Below are 21,990 nucleotides of genomic sequence, written 5' to 3'. Positions count from 1 at the left end.
ATTAATACATTTGTTAGGAGGGAGATTGTTGAGACAAGCTAGTGATTTTACAGAGCCTGCACTAAAGACGGTATTCGCAGACGATTTTAAGATTGGCGCAGCCGTTAGCCCATTAACGATCCAATCGCAGGAGCCTTTGCTTGCTTATCATTTCAACAGTATAACCGCTGAGAATGAAATGAAATTTGAAAGTTTGCATCCACTTGAGGATATTTATAACTTTAGGGCGGCAGACCAGTTGGTTGCCTTCGCCCGGAAGCATAAGATGGCAATGCGCGGACATACCTTGGTCTGGCACAATCAGACTACGGATTGGTTGTTTGAGGATAAGAACGGAGGACTTGTAAGCAAAGAAATTTTACTTGCACGAGTCAAATCACATATTCAGACCGTTGTAGGACGTTATAAGGAAGATATTTATGCTTGGGATGTTGTAAACGAGGTAATCGCTGATGAGGGAGAAGAACTTCTTCGCCATTCGAAGTGGCTCGACATTGTGGGCCCGGATTTTATCGCCAAAGCGTTTGAATTCGCCCATGAAGCCGATCCAAAGGCATTATTATTCTACAACGACTATAACGAATCCCATCCCTTTAAGCGCGACAAAATCTATGAACTGGTGAAGTCGCTACTGGAGCAGGAAGTGCCGATTCATGGCGTCGGATTGCAGGCACATTGGAATCTATATGATCCGAGCTTAGACGATATACGAGCAGCTATTGAGAAATATGCATCGTTAGGACTTCAGCTCCAATTGACTGAGCTGGATGTATCCATGTTTCGTTTCGATGACAAACGTAAGGATCTAAAGGCTGCACCAAGCTGATCTGCTTGAATTGCAGGCAGAACGATACGAAGCGATGTTTGCCCTGCTGAAAGAATACCGTGACGTGATTAGCTCGGTTACTTTCTGGGGAGCAGCAGATGACTATACTTGGCTGGATGATTTCCCTGTTCGTGGACGGAAGAACTGGCCGTTTCTATTTGATGAAGGGCATAAGCCGAAGCCAGCCTTCCACCGGATTATCGCTTCTGCCACGGAATCCTTGAGTGTATAGTTCGCTCTAGGAGTGAACCAATAACCCGTCCTTATATCAAATAAGGACGGGTTATTTATGTTGATAGATTAGTAGAATAAATCTCAAAGGGAGGTTTAAAGTGAGCATCACAATTAAAACGATTCTGGAAGATTTAATAGGTACTGTGGAACAGATAGATGAGACTGTGGATATACTTAAGCCAGGTAATCCAGAAACGGTGATTACAGGGATAGTTACGGCATTTTGTGCTACACAATATGTTGTGGAGCGAGCGATTACTATGAACGCCAATTTGCTGATTACACATGAAGGTGTGTATTACAGTCATCATGAGACGAGTGAGTGGTTAAAGGGTGACCCTGTGTATCGCACGAAATTGAGTTTGATTGAGCGTTCTGAACTGGCTATTTTTCGTTATCATGATTATTGGCATCGGCATAAACCGGATGGGATCATGGCGGGTTTGTTACGAGAGCTTGAGTGGTCAGCCTATGTGGATGAGCAGCAGGCCACTGCTTCAATCCTAACGATTCCGGCCATGACAGTAAGTGAAGCGGCTCAGTATATAAAAAGAATGCTAGGCATCCCCTATGTACGTGTTGCCGGCGACCTATCTCAAACCTGCAGACATGTGGGGATATTAGTAGGTTACAGAGGAGGCGGGACGATGGCTATTCCTCTTTTAATCAGCACAATCTTGATTTAATTATTGCTGGCGAGGGTCCCGAATGGGAAACACCGGAATATGTGAGGGATGCAGTCCACCAAGGCAGATCGAATGCGCTGATCATGTTAGGCCACGCGGAGAGTGAAGCCCCGGGGATGAAATATTTAGCTGAAGTTCTGGCAGAGAAGTACCCAATGATTCCTACTTATTTTATTGCTGAACAACCGATTTATCAGCTGGTTTAATCCGTATGAATCGAAATGAAGAATAAATTTGCATATTATGGAGAAAATGATTGGAAACCAGGTCACTGAGAAAGGAGTGTTTCAATGGAAATTCCTTTGGAGGCTGATGAAGTGTTAAATCGTATCAAAAAGCTTCAAAATGACGGAAGCTCGATCAGCAAAAAACAAGTGAAGCAAAGCGATCCTGATCTTATGAGAAGTGCGCTGTTCTTTTTCCAAGCTGGGAGCATGCATTGAAAAACGCCGATCTGTTGTAGCCATATGATTGTATAAAGAAGCCGAGTGGTTCAGGGATTGATCTCTGATAACCGCTCGGCTTTTTCTTAATAAACCGAGTAAACAAGAGCAAAAGAAAGAGAAAACGAAGTGCATGCTCAATATGAAATGAAAAGCATGGCTTTCAACATTATTTTGCCCAAGGCTCAACTTTACAAGAAACCTTACACGGAGTATGATTCATCACATAACTGACAATTACATAAGAAGTCCGCTTAATTTCCGTTATGGAAAGCGGGGGAACCAACAACTGGGAATCGATGTAACCGTCGTTACTAGTTATGGGGTGAATCCTGTTACAGGTGCATAGTAGTGCATCCATACAGGTAGGGCAACTCTCACTGCCCGAATCCGACAGCTAACCTCGTAAGCGTATGGAGAGAGGATGAATGGCGTATTTGATGATGAATAGCCACAGAGTATCCCTCTGTGGTTTTTGCTGCGTTAAAAAGCACATATCGTTGTAGAACCTATCTATGAAAGAGGTGTTAACTTTGCCTATTGCTAAACTGAATGGAACTTCGCTCTATTACGAAATCAATGGAACAGGGACTCCGGTTGTGTTTATCCATGGACATGGATTAACACATAGTATGTTTAAGCCACAATTGGAGTATTTTTCTGATAAATATAAAGTGATTTTGTGTGATTTACGGGGAATGGCAAATCAGGTGAATTGCTGCAGGCCCCAAACGAGATTATTGAAACCCAATGCTTAGATATAATTATGCTATTGAATGATTTGGGCATTCGTGAGGCTGTTTTTGTCGGGAGCGCCTATGGGGGCTCGTCGTTCAACATATAGCGAAACAATATCCAGAGCGAGTAAAAGCGATTGTTGTCGCGGATAGCTTCTGTAGAAGTCAGGCGTCAACGATAGTCGGTAAAATCCAGCTTATGGCTGCCTATTGCAGTTGGTTAATGTATTATGCCCCAAGTGAGCTTGTACTGCCTTCGATTCGTATGATGTATCGGGAACGCTGGAACCTGGCTTATAACGAGATTAGAAGAGGACTTCTCGACAAACGTCCACGGGAACTGTATCGGCAAAGGCTGGCTACGAGCCATGTGGATTACACTAGATGCCTAAAGACTTTTAAGCGTCCCGCGTTATGTATTGTTGGTGACTTTAGTGAATTTGGAGTTAATTGTATGAAGGACATGGTGTCTCAGCTGCCGCATGCTCAGTTAGTGATTATTCCTAACGCATTAGATCCTAGTAATCTGTGTCAGCCGGAGAAATTTAATGCTATTCTTCAGCGGTTTTTGGAGAAACAGCAGGACACTCAGCAGATCAGTTGATCCTAGTGGTGGAAGCATCAGAGAATGCATAAAGCCCTTCGCGCGTCTGATATGGAGAGTTAGCGTTGAAGTGAGAAATGAGGGCGTCCTATAGCCGGGGGTATGAACTGGCTACGGGACGTTCTTTTGTATATCTGTATTTTGTACAATGCTGTCTACTGATGTAAGATTAAATATATTCGATATTAACTATCTAAAGGAAGCTGAGTCATGATGTCTCAAGCCGAAACTATAAAATTGACTTCATTATCTTCAAAGGGGGCTGCGGCTGCAAAATCGGTCCCGCCGATCTTATGCAGGTCATTCGCAGTCTGCCACCAACCGTTCCTAACCCGGATCTACTAGTAGGTCTGGATACTAGTGATGATGCAGGCGTGTATCGTTTAAGTGATGATTTAGCGTTGGTACAAACTGTTGATTTTTTCACGCCAATTGTGGACGACCCTTATTCTTTTGGACAAATTGCAGCAGCCAATGCGTTAAGCGATATTTACGCGATGGGCGGAAAGCCGCTTACGGTGCTAAATATTGTGGCTTTTCCTATCTCTGTTCTGGACAAAAGTATTCTAGGTGACATTTTGCGTGGTGCTGCGGATAAAGTACAGGAAGCTGGAGCGACGCTTGTAGGTGGACATTCTATCGACGATAAAGAGCCTAAATTCGGATTGGCCGTTACGGGCCTTGTGCATCCGGACAAAGTAAGAACGAATGCGGGCGCGCAAGTAGGGGACAAGCTGATACTAACGAAGCCTATCGGTGTGGGAATCTTAACAACATCTATTAAAAAGGATCAGCTATCTCCTGAAGAAACCACACGCCTTACGACAGTAATGTCTACACTGAATAAAAAAGCGGCTGAAATCATGGAGCCCTATGATGTTCATGCTTGTACAGATGTTACCGGATTCGGGCTGCTGGGACATGCCTCGGAAATGGCTAAAGGGAGCAATCACGGCCTGATTATTCGTCAAGGGGATGTACCGATGCTGCCAAGAGTTAGAGAGCTTGCGGAGCAGGGCTTTGTTCCAGGCGGCACTAAAAATAACTTTGCCCATTTGGAGGGCAGTATTCTTTATCCGGAAGAGATGGACCAACTAAGCCGCTATATTCTGTGTGATGCGGTGACTTCTGGCGGACTGCTGATCTCTGTTGCTCCTGAACAAAGCGAGGATTTGCTAAAAGAGTTAGTAGATGCAGGTGTAGAAGCGGCTTTGATCGGAGAGGTAACGGAAGATCATCCGGGTCAGATTGCAGTTATAGCTGCACAATAACGATGGAGTTCAGCTTAGAGGCAACCTACGAAGTTAGCCACCAGAGGAGAGAGCGCATTGTTTCAGGATATTACACTGGAAGAACTAAGAGTGTTAAAGAATAAGAAGCAGATCACCGTTATCGACGTTCGATCTCCTTCTGAATATAAAGATTCGACATTGCCGGAGAGCCTGAATATTCCTTTTTTTGACGATGAGGAACGGGCAGAAGTGGGTACGTTGTATAAACAGACAAGTGTGCAGGCTGCGAAAGAACGCGGTCTGGAGATTGCTGCGGCGAAGCTACCGTCTTTTGTCAAAGAATTCGCTGCGATTCAAGGCGACAAGGCTGTATTCTGCTGGAGGGGAGGTATGCGCAGTCGTACAACTGCGACCGTACTTTCTTTAATGGATATTCACGCTTACCGACTGATTGGCGGCTATAAAGCTTACCGTAAATGGGTACTCGACGAACTGGAGTCCTATAAATTCAAGGCGAAGCCTTATGTGATTCACGGTAATACGGGTACAGGTAAAACAAACCTTCTGCACCGCCTGAAGGCACAGGGCTATCCTGTTCTGGATTTGGAGGGGATGGCGGGTCACCGCGGTTCTATTTTTGGCGAGATCGGACTTCATGCAAACAATCAGAAAACGTTCGATAGTCTTCTTATGGAGGAATTAATTAAGCTTGGAGATTCTCCTAATGTATTGTTTGAAGCGGAAAGCAAAAAGATTGGGAAGGTCGTAATGCCCCCATTTATGGCCGAGCAGAAAGAGATCGGAACACAGATTTGGATTGAGATGCCATTGCAAGCCAGAGTGCAGCAAATCCTTGAGGATTATCGACCAGAAGAATTTAAAGAGCAGTGCATTTCAGCATTTCGGAGTATTAAATCCCGAATTCATATCCCTATTGCGGCAGAAATCGAGCGGTGCTTACAAGCCGATTTATTCGGGGAAGCTGTGGCTCTGCTGTTAGAGTACTACTATGATCCTAAATACGATTATACTTCTACTCAGTATGAAGGCATTGAGAGAGTTACCTTTAAGGTGAACAATTTGGACGAAGCTGAGGCTGCGGTGCGCTCTTTTTAAATGATCGGGAAGTATAAGCTTTATGTATCGTAATGTATGAAGGGTTTAGAGGAGGCTCTGCGTAACAGATGATCTATTTAGACTATAACGCTACCACACCTGTTGATAAGGAAGTAGCAGAGGTTATGATTCCATATCTTTATGGGTATTTTGGGAATCCTTCGAGCAGTCATAGTTTGGGAAGAGACGCGAAATCCGGAATAGAGCAAGCGAGACAACAGGTGGCTGATTTTCTGAATTGTACGCCGGGTGAGGTACTTTTTACAAGCGGGGGCAGCGAATCGAATAATACTGTCATTAAGGGAGTCGCCCAAACGTATCGACATAAAGGCAATCATATTATTGTGTCTGCTGTAGAGCATCCTGCGGTGATTAAACCTTGTCAGTATCTGGAGCAGTTGGGTTACTCCATTACGTATGTACCTGTTGATTCGTATGGGATGGTTGCTGTTGAGGATGTAAAAGAGCAGCTTACGGATCAAACCATACTCGTCTCCATTATGCATTCTAATAACGAAACCGGAACGATCCAACCGATCAAAGAAATAGCCGAGGCCTGCCACGAACGGGGTGTTCTTGTTCATACTGATGCTTCGCAGTCCGCTGGAAAAGTAGTGCTGGATGTGGCAGATTTGGGGGTAGACTTTCTGACCCTTGCAGGTCACAAATTATATGCACCTAAGGGGATCGGGGCATTGTATATCCGAGAAGGAATTCATATTGAACCTTTAATTCATGGAGCGGGGCATGAGAAGGGAAGACGTGCCGGAACGGAAAACACACCGTATATTATTGGATTAGGAAAAGCCTGTGAGCTTGCTGCGGACTCTGCTTCCAGAGAGAGAGTTGGGCAAATTACAGACTATTTCTTCGAAAATCTACAGGAGTCTTTTGGAGAAAAAATTCATTTAAACGGTCATCTGCATAAGCGATTGCCCAACACGCTTAACGTTAGTTTTCTTGGAGCGGTGGGTCACGAAGTTATTGCTTCGCTAGAAGATGTGGCTGCCTCAACAGGCTCAGCTTGCCATGCTGGAGAAACCTCGCTCTCACCTGTATTAAAGGCCATGCGTGTTTCGGAGGACATTGGGCAGGGAGCGATTCGATTCAGTGTGGGACGGTATACGACAAAAGCGGAGATCGATGAGGTTATCGGGAAGCTGAAAGCGTATTTGTTATAGTAGATTGTCAGGAATGGAGTAGCTAATGGCGACTAGTATGATTCCGAGAAAATAGACTTGCTATCGGACTTAGGGGCTCTTATTTGTAGTATTCTCCTCTTTTGGATTGCTATCGGACCCCAGAGGCGTTATTTGCACAAAAAAGACGAAGTTGACCCCCATTTTTGCTCAATAGCGTCTTTCCGGTCCGAAAATCCCTCTTTGAGGCGATAAATGAACGAATAGCGGCATCTGAGTCCGAAAGATTAAGAAATTTTAAATCTTATATTACTATAAAAACATCTGCCACTCCTTTTATGGAGTGGCAGATGTTTTAGTTTGTATTAGTGTGATTAATTAATCAATAGTATAGCCAGCACTTGCATAACCAGTGACTGTATTTACAAGGCTAAGTCCTGTTGCAGTAGCTGAAAATACCATGAGAAGACGTGTCTGCGCTGTTACAGGGAAATTGATACCATTTGTAACTCCACTGACAAAAGTTCCTAAATTAATAGTACCGGTGATAGGTGGAAGTGGTACTATTGCGCCTGGAATAGCAGTGAATGTGTTATTTGGTGTGGCAGATTCGTACAATTGTGCTGTTACATTTACCGTAGTACCAAGCAGCGATAAAGCTATGGTATTACTGAAGTAAGCTGCAAGTGATGTTATCACTCCTGCACGAGGAGTCGAGAATGCAAAGTTGATAAGCGGACCTAGGACAGTACCTGTCAAATCTATATTACCGCCAACAAGAGAAATGCCTGTGGCTGAACTTCCGAAGCCTATAAGGCTTGTTGTTCCAACCAAACCACCTAAAATCGTGGTCATAATAATAGGTCCTCCAGATGCCAGCGGAATGATTGCACCAGCCCCAGTAACGCCAGTAACACCTGTAACACCAGTAGCTCCGATAGCACCCGTTACGCCAGTAGCCCCGGCAGCGCCGGCAGTCCCTGTCGCCCCGGTAGCCCCGGTAGCCCCGGCAGCGCCAGCAGTCCCCGTCGCGCCAGTAGCCCCCGCAGCGCCAGCAGTCCCTGTCGCCCCGGTAACCCCCGCAGCGCCAGCAGTCCCCGTCGCCCCGGTAACCCCCGCAGCGCCAGCAGTCCCCGTCGCGCCAGTAGCCCCCGCAGCGCCGGCGGTCCCCGTCGCGCCAGTAGCCCCGGCAGCGCCAGCAGTCCCTGTCGCCCCGGTAGCCCCGGCAGCGCCAGCAGTCCCCGTCGCCCCGGTAACCCCCGCAGCGCCAGCAGTTCCTGTCGCTCCGGTAGCCCCCGCAGCGCCAGCAGTCCCCGTCGCTCCAGTAGCCCCGGCAGCGCCAGCAGTCCCCGTCGCCCCGGTAACCCCGCAGCGCCAGCAGTCCCTGTCGCTCCGGTAGCCCCGGCAGCGCCAGCGGTCCCCGTCGCTCCAGTAGCCCCGGCAGCGCCAGCAGTCCCCGTCGCCCCGGTAACCCCCGCAGCGCCAGCGGTCCCCGTCGCCCCGGTAACCCCCGCAGCGCCAGCAGTCCCTGTCGCCCCGGTAGCCCCCGCAGCGCCAGCGGTCCCTGTCGCCCCGGTAACCCCCGCAGCGCCAGCAGTCCCTGTCGTGCCTGTAGCGCCCGTTGCCCCTGCGACACCTGGGTCGCCCGTTACGCCTGTAGCGCCCGTTGCTCCTGCGCCTGGACCCGTTGGTCCTTGCGCACCTGTTGGCCCTTGAATCCCTTGCACGCCTTGTGGTCCTTGTGGCCCTTGAGGTCCCGTAGCGCCACCAGCAATTAACAGATAATCTGTTGAACTACCTGGTATTCCAGTAGGTCCAGCAACGGTAGCTATATAGGTGCTGCCATTGTAGGTTACTACTTGACCTGCTGGATAAGAAGGACTTTGTACGGGATTAAAGACTACAATTCCTTGCAACCCTGCTCCAGTAGGCCCCTGAGGTCCCTGTGGTCCCTGAGGTCCTTGAGGCCCTTGAGCTCCAGTAGCTCCACCAGCAATTAATAAATAATCTGGTGAAGTACCTGGTATTCCGGTAGGTCCAGCAACGGTAGCTATATAGGTGCTGCCATTGTAGGTTACTACTTGACCTGCTGGATAAGAAGGACTTTGTGTGGGATTAAAGACTACAATTCCTTGCAGCCCTGCACCAGTAGATCCTTGAGGCCCCTGAAGCCCTTGAGGTCCTTGAGGTCCTTGTGGCCCTTGGGGTCCCTGTGGCCCCGTCGCACCCTTAATAGGTAAGCCAAGTGCTTGTGAAATAGAAGCCTGAATATGTCTGATTTGAATTACCAACTGATCTTTGCAATGAGTGTCAATCTTCGTAGCGAGAATAAAAGATAATAACTCGGCTAACAGCTGTTGAAGATTGGTGCCAACGCTTACGACTGAGAAGGGACTGACTTCAGTAGATACAATGGTTATTTCTACTACAGAAAGAAGCTCCGTTCTAAAAGGGCTGCATATCTTAGCGTCATGCAAGAATTCCATGAGTTCTCTTAACACTCTTTGAAGATTCGTAATATGAAGTGTTGTGGGATTCGTAAGTGCGGGAGGTACCACTGCAGAGAGCTCAGTGACTATTTTTAATAGAGCGGCGCACTCCCTTTTTCTAATAGGACTGCTTATTCTTCCTTGCTTGTTTAGGATAGCTTCACCTTTAAAGGGTCTATGATTATGATCCGACATGTTTCTGTATCTCCTCCTTGAGCTTCTCCTCTTCATTCCTTTAAAAATTGGGAACCTGCCCAATCAGCATATTCTGAGAAGCGGAAGTTGTTACAATAATCACGGTGAGAGTCGATATAAATGTAACCATAACAAAAAGGCAGGCTACCAAAAAACGGTAGTCTGCCTTTTTAATAGATAAGTTAAGTAGTATTGCGATCAGCTCTCCGTCAGCACTTTCGATCATTTGCAGGAGGGTATTTGTCGGCATGACCCCGATTAGATCACTAGGCTGCATAATGGTAGTTAATTTAGGACTCTGAAGCATGCGTGTAAAGCTGTGGTAATCATAACCGATGATTTTCAGTTGCTCGGGCACTCGAATGCCTTGCTGTTCAGTTGAACTGCTCGAAAGCACAAAAGAAGGACGTAACATTAATCGCCATTATTATACTAAAGATGAAATTGATGCTCAGGTAGAACGTCCTGTTGTTCAGAAGCTGTTCGAATTGTTGAAATTCAGCAAAAAGAGTTCACTATTCTTGCAGGCGAGAATGAAGCCAATGTTGTAAAGGTATTTTAATAATCTAAAGGATAACGATGGGTGTTCCAAAGGCCGTTGAAATGGCTGCTGGAGCACCCATCTTTTTGGAGTAGAGAGGTCATTAGTACTATGAACTGTTCTTGGCACGTCTGTACTCTATCGGTGTGAGGCTGAAGTTGCGTTTGAACATTCGATGGAGATAAGAACTGCTGGTGAAGCCAGTCATTTCAGCAATATCTGATACCGACAGATCGGTCTCGACCAGAAGGCGACATACTTCTTTCATTCGTACATCCATGATGACATCCACAATAGTGGTTAGGGTCTGCTGCTTATATAGTCTGCTGACATAGATCGGAGACATATTAAGTTCATCGGCAATTTGATTTAGACTCAGGCAGGGGTCCATATAAGATTGCTGGATGGTTTGGTTGATTTGCCGGATCAGATCGCTTTGCTTGGAGCTGCGCTTATCCGCCTGGAATTCCTGAATATGATCAAAAAGCTGGTAAAAAGCTGCTTCAAATTCTTCTATGGTCTCATAATTTTCAAGCGCTGGCATCACCATTATTCCTTCTGTGGAGGTAGGACTAAGCTTCCTGATGTTGTCGACGATTCGTTTAATCGTTAGCGTCACCCTTGAAACCGTCAACTCCAGCACATGATACGGATATTGCTCCATTTCACGTAGAATTTCGGAGAAATGACTGCGGGCTTCATCGGTTCTTCCGCTCGTAAGGGCGTCGACCAGCTTCTTCTCACTGTCAGCCGGATAGGCGTAGAGGTTGTTCTTAAGCTCACTAATACGCTCGGCATTGATCAGACAGCCGTGACCATAAAACAGCCTATGCTTAGAGGCTTCTCTAGCCTGACTGTATACCCGGTTTAGTACATCTGGATTATCACTGATGGGACTGTATACTAGCGACAGACCGATTTTTAAATAGTCGCAGCAGGCTACGCGAATTTGTCGTAGCAACACTTCGATTAATTCCGAATCGAGATGCTCCGCGGACGTCATACTGCTAAGTAACATTACTACGCTGTCATCGTTCATATCTACGCTTTCCACTTGATAAGTCTGACCGCAAATTTCTGAGGCAATATTCATGATGGCGAACTTGTATGCAAGTAGATAAGCACCTCGTTCTTGTCGCAGGATATTGTATTCATCAATACGCAGCAATACAAGCCGATAGCCTTCGTTAAAGCTGAAAGCAATACTTAGTTGTTCAAAATCACTAGAACGGCTGCTGTGGGGGGCTCTTATACCGAGAACAAGATTACGTAATGAATTCTGTCTAATCGTAAACATGCTGTTGCGTTTATCCGCTTCAAGCGTATTCATTCGGCTTACGATGGAATCTATCGGCAGATAGAGTCGTTTGGACAGCACTCTAGAAATAACAAGACCGAACAATAAAATAATTAGAGAAATCAGAAGTGTAGTATTACGTATTTGATTGGTCTGTTCAGTGATTAACCCATAAGGAGTAATGCGCACATATTGCCAGCCAAGCGAATCGGGTGAGGTATAGGACACCAGTGATTTATTCCCTCTAAAAGGGGCGGTAAAATAGCCGGCAGAACGTGCTTTTACTTGATGCTCCAGCCAACTGTTTTCCTCCCCAGACAGCTTCTCCAGTGTCAGCGTATTCCCCGACAGAAATCGGTCTTGGTCATCCAAAATGTAGGTACTACCACTACCTGGAGTGTTCCCGTTAGCCAGTTCTTTATTGATCCAAGCTGCAGAGATGTTAACAATAACCGCAGAATTAATAGAGCGGTCCCAATTGATCGCATCATAGCAGAGGTAAGTATAGACTGAGATGGTTTTCTTTTCAGGATCATCTATTGAATAGGTTCGCGGAATCGGCGTGAAGGTTTTGTAATCCTGATAATGATTCAGCATCTGTATGATTTCAGTGTCCTCTAATTCTCGTGTGGTGTACACTCCGTTCTGCCCTTGCGCAGCCGAGATATAAACCGTGTCATTGTTCGGATTATATACGTAGATGGATTCAATATATGGCATGGAATTTAAGTAGTTTCCGAGATCGGACATCGCCGCCGTCACTTCATAAATAGAAGGCTTGTTGTAGAACAACAGATGGGAAATCGTACTGGTTCGATACAGTTGAAATGAAAGCGTTTGCGCGACTTCAGCCATGTTGACCACTTTTTTGCCAGTCTGGGTCAGGTCTCTTAGATCGGAGCGAAAGGTCTGCGTCTTCTCGACGCCGATGTAGTACGTATAGTAGACAAATGTAGAGACAAGAAGGGTTAACGATATGCAAAGGGTTATGGTGGTGAGCAGCTTGCCGTACAGTAGTCTTTTTCTTCGTAGATCATTATTCTTCATACCGTCCCCCCTGATCATCATATAACTTCCTTGGGTAAGGCTCTGGGTGAATTCATCTTATGAAGTTCTTTTATTATAAATCGCTAAGAGTGAACGGAACAGTGAAGCAACCTTAGAATGCTGTATTTTTCCTATCTGCAGGTAGTGAACAAACTAAATATTTGTGTACATAACAGCATTTTCTACAAGAATTATAAGCGTTAATCGGAAATAGACAAGCCTTAAGGTCTTTCGAAGGCTCTTGAGTACTTTTACATAAATACCCCAATTGTTCAGTCCCTGTTTCGCAAGTTTGTGCAATAAGGCTTGTAAGCTTCACTTCTGTGTTCAGGAGAATCTCCCTATAGTGGAATTATGCAGTTTCTATATTAAGGGGAGTGAGAGAACTTGAGCCAAACCTCATCCAAAGGAATCTCAACCGTCGAACTTGGCATCCAGGCTGATGGTAGAGCACGCTTACGAACGAGAAGAAAGAAGAAAGGATTTCTGTATGAACTGGTGCACAATCGGGTAATGTTTCTGATGCTGCTGCCCACCTTGATCTTTTTTCTGGTGAATTCCTATTTTCCAATGGTAGGCATCTATTATGCGTTCACTCAATTCGACTTCAACAGTAGTATGTTCAATTCCAAGTTTGTCGGGTTGCAGAATTTCGAGTTTCTCTGGAGATCCGGTACGCTGGTGAAGCTCACAATGAACACGATAGGATACAATATCGCTTTTATTGTACTGGGGAATGTGCTGGCGATTGCCTGTGCAATCCTGCTTAGTGAACTCAATGGAAAATGGTTTAAAAAGATTAGCCAATCGGTAATGTTTCTGCCCTATTTCGTATCCTTTGTAATTCTCAGCGTAATCGTCTACAACTTGTTTAATTATGACAGCGGTTTCTTAAACACAATGCTCATCCAATTTGGCCTTGATCCGGTCGACGTTTACAGTAAACCTTGGGCTTGGATCTTTCTGATCATAATCTTTTATCTTTGGAAAAATCTCGGCTACAGCATGGTTATCTATCTGGCGGCGATTACAGGCATCAGTGACGAATATTATGAAGCGGCCAAGATTGATGGCGCTAATATTATTCAACGAATTTGGTATATTACGGTGCCGATGCTGAAATCAACCTTTGTAGTGCTGCTGCTCTTCGCGCTCGGCAGTATCATGAAAGGCCAGTTCGATCTTTTCTATCAATTAATAGGCAATAACGGGCTGCTCTACAATACGACAGATATTCTTGATACCTATGTATACCGTTCGCTTAAAGTAACCTTCGATGTGGGCATGGCAACAGCTGCCGGAGTCTATCAATCCTTGTTCGGCTTTGTCCTGATTATGACGGTCAACTATATTATTCGCAAAATAAACGATGACTACGCCCTGTTCTAGGAGGATAAGAAATGAGAATTCAAACGGATAAATATACTCGAATGCTTCATTGGATTGCCTATGTGGTCATCATTGGTCTGTCGATAGCTTGTTTACTGCCCTTTTTGCTAATAATTTCGGCGTCATTGACTAGTAATGAATCTATTATCCGGGATGGCTATCATCTGATTCCGGGGCAGTTCTCCCTTGAAGGCTATAAGACAGTATTCATCTTCCCGGATGAAGTGTTGCGTGCGTATGCCGTCACAGCCACCACAACTTTGATAGGAACGATACTTGGGCTTTTCTTCATGACAATGGCCGGTTACGTGTTAGCCCGCAAGGATTTTAAATATCGGAATACCTTTTCCTTCTATATATACTTTACGACTTTGTTTGGTGGAGGACTTGTCCCGTGGTACATCATGATCACCAAATACCTCGGCTTGCTAGATTCCTATGCTGTACTGGTGCTACCTGGTCTGATGACGCCATTCTTGATTATTTTAATGAAGAACTTCATTAAATCAGCAGTCCCCGAGGAGTTGTTCGATTCTGGAAAAATAGACGGGGCCGGTGATTTCAGAATCTACTGGCAGATCGTGCTCAAGCTCTCCATGCCAGGGATCGCTACAGTTGGATTGTTCCTGGCATTGTATTACTGGAATGACTGGTTCACATCTTCACTGTTCATTAATGACACCCATAAATATCAACTGCAATTCTATCTGTACAATGTTATCAATTCAGCGCAGTTCATTGCGCAAATGGGAGCTGGAACTGGGGTGTCGCTGGCTACGGAAGTCCCTGCTGAGTCTACCAAAATGGCGATGGCGATTGTTGTGACGGGACCGATTCTATTTCTATACCCGTTCGTTCAGCGTTACTTCGTCAAAGGGTTGACCATCGGAGCTGTAAAAGGTTAGAACCGCAACCTTACCCCTACCCGGGCTTAGGTAAAGTCGGCTAACATAGAATCATAGTGAAAAGGGAGGATTCAGATGAATAAGCTACGGGGCAAAAGCATGTCTATTCTGCTCACTTCAGTACTGAGCTTGGCTCTACTGGCAGGCTGTGGGGGAAATTCTAGTTCCACGAACGGGGATAATGCAGCGGTAAAAGAGAGCAACAACGGAGGGGAGACAGCTCAGAGTACCAACGCCGGGACAGAGGAGAAAACGGGGCTGGATACATCGAAGAAGGTTGAACTGCAATTTTATATGCTGGGCGATGCCCCTAAGGATCTTTCGAGCATTGAAGCGGAAATTAATAAGATGGCTGAAGAAGATCTGAATGCTACCGTTAAATTCAACTATACAACTTGGACAGATTGGGATCAGAAGTATAAATTGCTGCTGTCTTCTGGCCAATCGATTGATTTGATCTTCACTGCGGACTGGACACAGTATCAAGCTTACGCTAAAAAAGGAGCTTTTTTAGCTATAGATGATTTGCTGCCGACGGCTGCTCCAGCGCTCCAGCAATTTGTACCGCAGGATATGTGGGATGCAGTTAAGATTGATGGCAAGATCTACACTGTACCTGCGACCTATAAGGAATATGTAACGAATGGTTTCGTATGGCGTGAGGATCTTCGCAAGAAATATAATCTGCCTCAGCCAACCGATCTGGCCAGCTATGAGGCTTATATGGAAGGTATAAAGAAGAATGAACCGAAGATGTCGCCGGCATCCTTTAACAGTGATGTTAGGGGGAATCTGCATGATGTCTACACCACACTTACCGCTATGGTCGGAAGCCCGCTGCCTTATGGTATCGGAATCAAGTACAGCGATCCTTCGAAGGCTTATCTTTACTGGGGCTCGGAGGAACATAAAGAGGAACTGCTGACCATGAGACGATGGCAGGAAAAAGGCTTAATCTCCAAAAATGTATTGAATGTGAAGGATACTCTTCAAGCTCCGATTATTGCAGGAAAAGCGGCAAGTATTTTTGGAGATAACCCGACCCGCTTCAACGATACGCTGATGAAAGTTAAAGCAGCCCATCCAGATTGGGAGCTGGGTTATTATCCTTACGGTAAAACCATCGGTTACGCAACACCGGTGCACCCTATTCATAATGGGTTCGCTATTCCGAAGGGCAGCAAAAACCCGGATCGTGCATTAGCCTTCTATGAGAAGATGGTTATGGATAAACGTTATAATCAGTTGACGCAATACGGTGTTGAAGGAAAAAATTATAAGGTTGATGCGAATGGTTATTATGAACTGATTGGAGACGCTTCTACGAACGGTTTCACTCGTGAAGGGATGAACGGCTGGGCATGGCGGAATCCGGAATTTATGATATTCGACAAATCTTATGATGGCGTCAAAGAGATTTTCGCTGAGCTTGATAAGATTCAGAAACCGGATATCTTCACAGGATTTGCAGAGGATTATACTTCTTATCAGGCTGAAAAAGCGGCGTTGGAGCAGGTAGAGAAGCAATACCTGTATCCGCTGCAAGCTGGATTGGTAGAGGATGTTGATGCGGGTCTAGCCACCTTTATGGAAAAGGCTAAGCAAGCCGGTCTTGAGAAAATCCAGACCGAATATATCAAGCAGTGGGATGCTTACGTACAGGAGAAGGGTTTGAAGTAAAGAGCAGCAAGGGATGTTCCTTAAGCCATGTGGCGGGGAGCAGCCCTTTTTTGCGTTCTTTAGCGTGTTTAGGGTTACGAGAAACGTTGGCGGAATTCCCGTGGAGTGGTCCCCTCAATACGGACGAAGCTGAAGCTGAAATAAGGTGCCTGATTGAAACCGACCTCCTCGGCGATCCGGGCAATCGTATAACTAGTCTGCATCAGTAACAGTTTACTCTGCTGAATCCGGTAGTGCAGTAGGTAATCCATGGGTGCACAGCCATACTCCTTTTTCATGCAGCGAGCGATATATACAGGGTGAAAGTTCAGGTTCTCCCCAAGCTGCTGTGCTGTGATGTGCTCGCGAAAATGACTGCGCAGATAGGAGGCAGCTTGCTCCGCACATATTTTCGAGGGAGAGGGACGCTCTTGGCTCAGAGAGGCGGATAATTGCTGAAGAACCTCTTGGAATAGCAACTGCTGCTGAAATGGAGTATCGCTCAAATGGGAATTAGGCGCTAGTTGATTCAGCTGCGAGAGCAGTTCTTCCATCTTGGACGGTTGTAGCAAAGTGGTATATTGGGGCAGCTGTAAGGTAAAAGTGCGTATATTAAATTCGTCAGAATGAAGAGGATGCTCCGCTCTGGTGTGTTCTGTCTCTGGTGCTGTAGCCGTAGCCTCGGAGAGAGTCCAATCGCCCACTGTCTGAAAATGAAGCCAGTAATAAGAGGTGGGCTCTTTACAGCTGTCTGTACTGAAATGATGACTATCTGGGCGAAGAAGCAGTGCCTGACCTGCTCTAATCTGAAAGGTGAGACCTCCTTCATTCATATATAGGCAACCCTGCTTGACTACAAGCAAGTCAAACACCTTGATATTGTGACGGCTCATGTGGTAATGACCGGGTGAGAAGGAGTGCAATCCACTTACGATATAGTAGAGCATTGGCGGGACGGTAAAATTAAAAATGTTCATGGAGAGATCTCCTTTTATGAGGTTGGAATAATGAAATTATTGGTTTGAAATCTGTACCATCACCAAAAGTATATCATCTATAATTTAGTCTGACCTAAAGAAAAAATATGCTGTTTCTTTGGTCCAGTCTATATGTTTGGTTTAAGAGGAGGGTTTGTTTAGTGAAAAAAGAAAGACAGGGCTTTGGACTATGGGTATTGGCTTGGCCTATATTTATAGAGGTGATTCTACAGACCCTGCTAGGTACGGTGGATACGCTCATGGTCAGCCGTATTTCTGACGATGCAGTTGCCGTAGTCGGCATTTCCAATCAATTGTTCGGTGCGTTGACCACACTTTTTACCACCTTTGCAGGTGGGGCAGGTATCCTGATCGCGCAAAGAATGGGTTCAAAACGTTTCAGCGAAGCGCGTACGATTGCAATTATGGGCGTATCGGTTAGTCTGATCCTTGGTATTGTCGTGAGTATCATCCTGTTCTTCTATGCGGGTCCAATAGCGGGGATTCTAAATATATCGCCTGAGCTATTATCACTGTCCAATATCTATATCTCGTATGTCGGCGGCGGTCTGTTTTTGGTAGGGATGATTGCTTCCCTTGGTACAGCGATTCGTAATACAGGGAACACCAGAGGACCAATGTACACAGGGATCATCATAAATGTCATCCACATTATTCTGAACTATATTTTTATATTCGGGATGTTCGGTCTGCCACAGCTAGGGCTTGCGGGAATTGCGATCTCAAGTATTATCAGTAGACTGGTCGGAGTGATCATGCTGTATAGCATGTTTAGAGGTTCGTTCGAGATTAAGATTAGACTTAGAGATTTTCGTATATTCAACGGTAAGTTATTCAAGGAAATTATAAAGATTGCTTGGCCACTTGGAATTAATTCTTCCTGCTGGGTGTTCTCGCAGCTGATTGTTTATTCCTTTCTAGCCGCACTGGGAGCTGAAGCGTTAGCCGCACGGACTTATCTTAATACCTTAGAGTCCTTTTGCTTCACGTTAGGATATGCAATCGCGCTAGCCGGACAGATACAGATTGCGCATTTGTTCGGGGCAGGCAAACTGAAAGAGGCCTATCGTAGTGCATATCGAACACTGTATATCGGCTTGGCCATTGTAACAGCGAACATGTTACTGCTATTTCTTTTCGGCAGGAATCTGCTAGGTTATTTCACTTCTGACCCGCGGATTATTGCGATTGGGATTTCCCTATTGGCCCTAAATCTCCTACTGCAACCTTGCAAAATGCTGAACATGGGCATGGGTAATGCGCTGAACGCCATCGGCGATACCCGTTATACGATGTATACTTCTATCGTGTCTATGTCCATTATTGGAGTGGGATGTTCTTACTGGTTTGGAATCAGCTTAGGCTGGGGGCTCACGGGGATCTACTGCTGTATGATTGCTGATGAATTTGTGCGGGGGATGCTTGTTCTAATGCGCTGGAGAGGGAGAAAAGTTCTCCGTCAGGCGGATATCGGCTTGAGTGAAGAGAATGCCTCACTACATGGAGCCGGGAAAAGAAGCGCTTCGTTAACTACATGAGCGGAACTCTATAGTCCACCCTGGTGGGCAATGGAGTGCTTTTAGAGTCGGACTTTGTTTGTTGAGTAGCATTTTGTGACGGCAGCGGAGTGTGTTTGCTGAAGGGCGATGTGCTTTCGGACTCAGATGCAGCTATTTGCCAATTTAGAGCCTTTTTTGAATAATTTCGGACTGGAGAGGCGCTATTCCTCGAAAAATTGCCCATAATGCTGTCATTTTGCGCCGGTAGTGTCTCTGGAGTCCGATAGTTGCCCCAAAGAGGCGTTTTTTCGGAAATAGCGACTCTGGAGTCCAATAGCAACTTTGAGAGCTGCAAGTAACATCAAGCGTCAACAAATATCAAGCGTCAACAAACATCAAGCATTCAAAGCACCACTGAGCACCCTATGCGCGCCAAGCACAATCCCCATCTGCTGCGCAAACTCCCACCGAGCTGTGGGTGTTGGGTGATGTTTTTAAGAGAGGCTACCTCATGAGTAATTATTACTTAAGGTTTAGCCTCTTTTTTGTGCGAGTATAAAGTTTAAGTTTGATGGTTCTGAAATTTGATTATTCATTCATATAGAATTTGATTCTATGATATAAATGAGTTAGCCTTTAGAGCATGGGTACCTGTTTTATGAATACATATTACTGAAGGGTTTGAGGAAAATGCCGTTAAAATGGAGAGGCTTGACGATCCTAACACTGCTCTTAATGATGATACTAATATCGGGATGCTCTAATGGTACCGTTCACGTCACGGTGAATAAGAATCAAAGTGTAGATTTAGCAATGAATGTGAAATTGGATTCCCGAACAGAAGCATTGATCAGCGATAAAATGGAGAAGAGCCTGACAGACAAACTGAAGGAGGAAGGGATTCAGCTAGAGAGCAGACAAGAGGGAAAATCTACAGTCTATCAAATCCAGAAAAATTACACTTCATTTGAGGATATAGGTTCAACCTCTACTGGGCTAGATATTGTGGATCTACAGCTCGTTACCAAAAAGAATTTGTTATATACCACGTATGATGTTGAGGCGCAGCCTCAATTTAATAGCTATATGGATACCATTATGGATAACATGGGAACGCTGAGTTTATCAAAGCCGATTATTCGGGCGGTGCTGAAAAACTTGGCATTTGATTTTAAATTAACGTTGCCAATAGACCTAATTGGTGATAATAATGCAGCCGTTGATGAAGGCAGAACACTTACCTGGAATGTTACCCTGGGGGATACGGAGCCGATCAAAATGCAGCTTTATGTGCCAAATGTATGGAATATAGTGATCGTGTTAATCATCCTAGTGGTGGTAATCATTGCTGCGATTCTATTTTTCGTCAGAAAAAGAAAACACCGCAAAGTAAATCGTGCTTAAGTAGTTCGAGATATGTATTGAAAGTGCCGGGAAGCCATGCTGCTTTACCGGCATTCTTTACTTTATAGCAGGTGTAGAGTTATAATTAGTACCAAGTACTAATATCAGATACTAAATGAAGAGGTGATTGGAATGACAGGTGCAAAAATTACAGCTATCGGAACTTATGTCCCGGCTAAAAGACTGACCAATGCCGATCTTGAGCAGATGGTGGATACTGATAATGAGTGGATTGTGGGGCGTACTGGAATTCGTGAACGCAGAATTAGTCGGCAGGATGAATACACAAGCGATTTATGTGTATCGGCAGTACAGGATCTAATGAAACGTTATGGAAAAAGCGTTGAGGATGTGGATATGGTCCTTGTAGCTACTAGTACACCTGATTTTTCCTTTCCCTCAGTAGCTTCTTTGATTCAAGACCGCTTAAATATTCCGCAGACTGCAGGAGCTATAGATTTGAGCGCAGCCTGTGCAGGTTTTGTATATGCGCTTCATACAGCTCATAGCTATGTTGCTTCAGGGATGCACCGTAAGGTTCTAGTGATTGGTGCGGATACGATCTCCAAGATTACAGATTATACTGATCGCAGTACATGTATCCTTTTTGGTGATGGGGCCGGTGCAGTGCTTGTGGAGAGTGATAAGCAATCGACGGGATTTTTAGGCTTTCAGCTAGCTAGTGATGGCAGCGGCGCGCATCATGTGTATCGCACGGGTCTAGCCCATACGGTGAATAATATTGAACTGGTAGATACACAGATGCTCGTACAGAACGGACGCGAGGTGTTTCGCTGGGCGGTCAGAACTGTTCCTCTCGGTGTACAGCAGCTGCTTGAAAAAGCAGAAGTAGGCCTGAAGCAAGTCGATTGGTTTATTCCACACAGCGCAAATATGCGAATGATTGAGCCGATTTGCGAACGCTTGAACTATCCAATGGAGCAAGTGCTGCATAGTCTTGTGAATTTTGGCAATACTTCTGCCGCAACGATTCCCTTGGCTCTTGATTTGGGCATTCGTGAAGGCAAAGTAAAGAACGGGCACAAGATTCTGATGTATGGCTTTGGTGCGGGGCTGACGCAGGCGGGCCAACTGGTGGAGCTGAACTTGGATGAACTAGTAGGGGAGCCAACGTTATTGTGAGTTGTTCGAGTAAACATAAATAATAAAATATTGTTAAAGCTGCGACCATTTCTCGGTATTTTTCCGAGGGATGGTCGTTTTTGTTTCATTACTAAAAGTATTTTCGGGCATATGTTATGCATGTATTTGGCTACTGTTATGATCATGTTCGGCTAATGATATGCATATTTTGTTCATCTATTAGGCGTCTTTTGGGATTGAGTTAGTCATTTCGACCCATATCACAGCCTTTGGATGCATCTTTTGAAGTTTACAGATATTTAATGCTAGGCAAATAATCCATACCTACAATAAACACAGCAGACCCCAGTCTACCAAAAAAATAGTATGGGATGTAATTTGAATAGGATGAAGAAAGGAGGAGTTATCGAATATATCCGAGATAAGGGTAGTTAGCTCTTTTGTCG

General features: G+C 45.3%; 13 protein-coding genes, 6 pseudogenes and 1 riboswitch. Of the genes and pseudogenes, 14 read left to right on the top strand and 5 right to left on the bottom strand.

Going from position 1 to position 21,990, the window contains the following annotated elements:
- The first annotated feature begins 28 nt into the window (after positions 1 to 28).
- From QNH28_RS25175 to QNH28_RS25145, 7 genes and pseudogenes are all read left to right on the top strand, one after another.
- Positions 29 to 1,058, top strand: a pseudogene (locus QNH28_RS25175) (endo-1,4-beta-xylanase).
- 100 nt (positions 1,059 to 1,158) lie between these two features.
- Positions 1,159 to 1,952 (top strand): annotated as a pseudogene (locus QNH28_RS25170) (Nif3-like dinuclear metal center hexameric protein).
- 84 nt (positions 1,953 to 2,036) lie between these two features.
- Entirely contained in the window at positions 2,037 to 2,189 is a 153-nt protein-coding gene (locus QNH28_RS25165; protein ID WP_283909026.1) for a hypothetical protein, read from the top strand.
- Between the two features lie 241 nt (positions 2,190 to 2,430).
- A riboswitch (cyclic di-AMP (ydaO/yuaA leader) is annotated at positions 2,431 to 2,617 on the top strand.
- A 532-nt stretch (positions 2,618 to 3,149) separates the two neighbouring features.
- The gene (locus QNH28_RS25160; RefSeq protein WP_283909025.1) at positions 3,150 to 3,530 is read left to right on the top strand and encodes an alpha/beta fold hydrolase; all 381 of its coding nucleotides are present in this window, start codon (positions 3,150 to 3,152) and stop codon (positions 3,528 to 3,530) included.
- A gap of 210 nt (positions 3,531 to 3,740) precedes the next feature.
- Positions 3,741 to 4,801, top strand: a pseudogene (gene selD / locus QNH28_RS25155) (selenide, water dikinase SelD).
- A 57-nt stretch (positions 4,802 to 4,858) separates the two neighbouring features.
- Positions 4,859 to 5,878 (top strand): tRNA 2-selenouridine(34) synthase MnmH, encoded by a 1,020-nt coding sequence (gene mnmH, locus QNH28_RS25150; RefSeq protein WP_283909024.1) that lies wholly within the window; start codon positions 4,859 to 4,861, stop codon positions 5,876 to 5,878.
- 68 nt (positions 5,879 to 5,946) lie between these two features.
- Positions 5,947 to 7,059 carry a cysteine desulfurase family protein gene (locus QNH28_RS25145; RefSeq protein WP_283909023.1) on the top strand — a complete coding sequence of 371 codons (1,113 nt, stop codon included), beginning with the start codon at positions 5,947 to 5,949 and terminating at the stop codon, positions 7,057 to 7,059.
- Positions 7,060 to 7,395: 336 nt separating this feature from the next.
- On the opposite strand, the pseudogene QNH28_RS29770 reads toward QNH28_RS25145, so the two are convergent.
- From QNH28_RS29770 to QNH28_RS25135, 3 genes and pseudogenes are all read right to left on the bottom strand, one after another.
- Positions 7,396 to 9,044: pseudogene (locus QNH28_RS29770) on the bottom strand (exosporium glycoprotein BclB-related protein).
- Positions 9,045 to 9,275: 231 nt separating this feature from the next.
- Positions 9,276 to 9,701 (bottom strand): annotated as a pseudogene (locus QNH28_RS29765) (collagen-like repeat preface domain-containing protein); the annotation flags it as partial.
- Between the two features lie 40 nt (positions 9,702 to 9,741).
- Positions 9,742 to 10,059: a hypothetical protein gene (locus QNH28_RS25135; protein ID WP_283909022.1), complete on the bottom strand. Its 318-nt coding sequence runs from the start codon at positions 10,057 to 10,059 to the stop codon at positions 9,742 to 9,744.
- 19 nt (positions 10,060 to 10,078) lie between these two features.
- On the opposite strand from QNH28_RS25135, the pseudogene QNH28_RS25130 reads away from it, so the two are divergent.
- Positions 10,079 to 10,222 (top strand): annotated as a pseudogene (locus tag QNH28_RS25130) (sucrose phosphorylase); the annotation flags it as partial.
- A gap of 129 nt (positions 10,223 to 10,351) precedes the next feature.
- Here QNH28_RS25130 and QNH28_RS25125 read toward each other — a convergent pair.
- Positions 10,352 to 12,586: an AraC family transcriptional regulator gene (locus QNH28_RS25125; protein ID WP_283909021.1), complete on the bottom strand. Its 2,235-nt coding sequence runs from the start codon at positions 12,584 to 12,586 to the stop codon at positions 10,352 to 10,354.
- Between the two features lie 513 nt (positions 12,587 to 13,099).
- Between QNH28_RS25125 and QNH28_RS25120 the strand changes: the two genes are divergently transcribed.
- The 3 genes from QNH28_RS25120 to QNH28_RS25110 all read left to right on the top strand — a co-directional run bounded on the left by QNH28_RS25120 (position 13,100) and on the right by QNH28_RS25110 (position 16,560).
- Entirely contained in the window at positions 13,100 to 13,975 is an 876-nt protein-coding gene (locus QNH28_RS25120) for an ABC transporter permease (RefSeq protein ID WP_283912262.1), read from the top strand.
- 11 nt (positions 13,976 to 13,986) lie between these two features.
- Positions 13,987 to 14,880, top strand: coding sequence for a carbohydrate ABC transporter permease (locus QNH28_RS25115; protein WP_283909020.1), 894 nt, complete (start codon positions 13,987 to 13,989; stop codon positions 14,878 to 14,880).
- Positions 14,881 to 14,955: 75 nt separating this feature from the next.
- On the top strand, positions 14,956 to 16,560 hold the full coding sequence (locus QNH28_RS25110; protein WP_481858338.1) for an extracellular solute-binding protein: 1,605 nt from the start codon (positions 14,956 to 14,958) through the stop codon (positions 16,558 to 16,560).
- Positions 16,561 to 16,634: 74 nt separating this feature from the next.
- Here the strand turns inward: QNH28_RS25110 and QNH28_RS25105 are convergent, their stop codons facing one another.
- Positions 16,635 to 17,516 carry an AraC family transcriptional regulator gene (locus QNH28_RS25105; RefSeq protein WP_283909019.1) on the bottom strand — a complete coding sequence of 294 codons (882 nt, stop codon included), beginning with the start codon at positions 17,514 to 17,516 and terminating at the stop codon, positions 16,635 to 16,637.
- A 161-nt stretch (positions 17,517 to 17,677) separates the two neighbouring features.
- Here QNH28_RS25105 and QNH28_RS25100 point away from each other — a divergent pair, with 161 nt between their 5' ends.
- From QNH28_RS25100 to QNH28_RS25090, 3 genes are all read left to right on the top strand, one after another.
- Positions 17,678 to 19,075: an MATE family efflux transporter gene (locus QNH28_RS25100; protein ID WP_283909018.1), complete on the top strand. Its 1,398-nt coding sequence runs from the start codon at positions 17,678 to 17,680 to the stop codon at positions 19,073 to 19,075.
- Between the two features lie 696 nt (positions 19,076 to 19,771).
- Positions 19,772 to 20,440 (top strand): hypothetical protein, encoded by a 669-nt coding sequence (locus tag QNH28_RS25095; RefSeq protein WP_283909017.1) that lies wholly within the window; start codon positions 19,772 to 19,774, stop codon positions 20,438 to 20,440.
- Between the two features lie 132 nt (positions 20,441 to 20,572).
- Positions 20,573 to 21,583 (top strand): ketoacyl-ACP synthase III, encoded by a 1,011-nt coding sequence (locus QNH28_RS25090; protein WP_283909016.1) that lies wholly within the window; start codon positions 20,573 to 20,575, stop codon positions 21,581 to 21,583.
- Positions 21,584 to 21,990: the final 407 nt, after the last annotated feature.

It is taken from the genome of Paenibacillus sp. G2S3, from assembly GCF_030123105.1.
Classification (GTDB): Bacteria; Bacillota; Bacilli; order Paenibacillales; family Paenibacillaceae; genus Paenibacillus_AQ.
The sequence above is the reverse complement of the archived record's forward strand: the minus strand, read 5'-3'. Positions and strand labels throughout refer to the sequence as shown.